This is a genomic window from Streptococcus hongkongensis (assembly GCF_053206145.1).
In genome coordinates this window covers 1-2,175 of record NZ_JBRUGD010000034.1, presented here as the reverse complement: position 1 = coordinate 2,175, position 2,175 = coordinate 1, and the positions used below count along the sequence as shown (strand labels likewise).

General features: G+C 32.9%; 1 protein-coding gene. It reads left to right on the top strand.

The window, feature by feature from the left end; all coding sequences use genetic code 11:
• Positions 1–352: 352 nt before the first annotated feature.
• A partial coding sequence (locus tag ACVRZD_RS10540) for a lectin-like domain-containing protein (RefSeq protein ID WP_447450497.1) occupies positions 353–2,175 on the top strand: 1,823 nt, incomplete at its 3' end.

Here is a 2,175-nt window from a genome sequence, read left to right as displayed (position 1 = left end):
CCTTTTGGTGTATAATAGTCTTGCATCTCAGAGTCCTTCTAATTGTGGTTGTCGTAGATTACAATTATATCTCTTTGAGATGTTTTTTTATACACTTAAGTGGCTAACTTCATTTTAGAACTTTCCATTAATAGACAATTGAAAACAAAATGATAAAAACATCCTTTAATATCAAAAACGTTACATTAGAAAAAAAAAAAAAAACAGATTAGTTTTCAAATACAAATACAGATATTCTAATGTTTATCACTAAAAAGTAAAATTAGTGTTGTATATAAAATACAATTTTAATTTAAGTTAAGGAGAATATCTATTGAAGAAACTAATAAGTAATAATTATGATACTTCACAGATGAAACAACGTTTTTCGATTAAGAAGTTTAAATTTGGAGCAGCCTCTGTTCTGATAGGATTAACATTTTTAGGAATAGGTGGACAAACTATTTTAGCTGAAGAAGTCAGTGGTACATCAACAGAAACTGTTGCTGTGGCTTCTTTACAGGAAATGAATGAAACTGCTTCTGTTAACCAAATAGGAGGAATAGACCCAAAATCTACATCTTCCGTTTCGGGTGTAACGGATATCGCAGAAAAACCGAACCCTAATGTGATTGTAGATTCTTCAAATTTATCTGACGAACATTCGCCTTCAGTGCCATATTCCGAAGGAGCAGTATCATCAACTCCTAGTGAATCATCAACACTTTCTGAGGTAGATTCTCGATCCTCATCTATTGAAAACACTGCAACTTCGAAAAGTTCTAATGAAGTAACGGTCTTTAGAACTAGAAGTCGTAGAGCTTTAGTTGATAATAACCAAGAAATATCCTTATCAAATGCTGAATATAGCGATAAAGCTAGATTGGTTGTTACTAAACAGAATATTGAGAATTATTTCAATATTTCAGGAACGGCGTATGGTGATAATCAAGGTCCAGTAACATTAACAAATGATATTAGTGGACAAGCTGGAAGCTTAAATCTTATGAATAAGATTAATATGAATGAGAGTTTTAAGTTAGAAGGTAAAGTTAATATCGGTAATAAGTATGAAGGTTATACAGTTGATGGTCGAAGTGGAGGGGACGGCTTTGCTGCTGTATTTACAACACAAGCACCTGGAGCAATTGGATTATCAGGAGCCAGCATAGGGTTGGGTGGCCTTCCGAACTCATTTGGTTTCAAATTAGATACTTGGCATAACACTTCAAATCCTAATATTAATCAAAAAGCTGGAGCAGATCCTCGTTTTTCAGGCTACCAAAATGGAGCTTTTGGAGCATTTTATAGTACTGATTCAACAGGAAAAGCAATTACACTTATAAATGATGCCGTTAAATTAAATTCACAACCTCTTGATAATATATTTAAAGATATCGTTATTGAGTATAATGGACAAACTAAAGTTATGGTTGTTAAATATGATAATCAGGTGTTTGAAAAAAATATTCAATCTTATCTAGATAAAACAAGACTTACTACAAAGCAAGCAAATGGTCAAGAAGAATTGGCTTTTGCATTGTTTGCATCAACCGGATCCGGAACAAATCTACAACAATTTGATTTAACAAAATTTGAATATTCTTCAGGTGGAAGTTATATTAAGTTACTATATGTTGATGATTCAACTGGTGATGTGCTCCAGGAGAAGCTATATTCAGGTACAACTTATCAGTCTCTTGATTTATCAGATAAGTTGACATTACCTAATTATACATTTAGGAGAACTAATGCCACTACTGCAGTAGGATATCAAAATACGAATACAATTAACTTTAAATCAGGTATTCAGACTATTACATACACATTTTCTAAAGTTAATAAAGAGCAACTGCAGATTCTTGTGGATGGGGACTCAGCTTTAAAACAGACTTCGATTTATACTATGGCTTTGCAAATTGATCAAAGTGCATATAATGATTCAATAAAAGAAGGTCAGAGAGTATTATCTGATAACACAGTAGATCAAACTACAGTAGATAATACCTATAAATATATTACTAATAAGATTAATGAATTAAAAATTTCAGCAGCAACTAAGCTAGTAGAAGCAGCCGAAGATGCCGCACAAGCTGGAAAAGATAAGAAAGCTGAAGTTGAAGCAGATGGTGCCGTTAATCCAGATGAAAAAGCAGCCGTAGATGGCTTAAACGCGACAACGACTGAGAAGAAAGA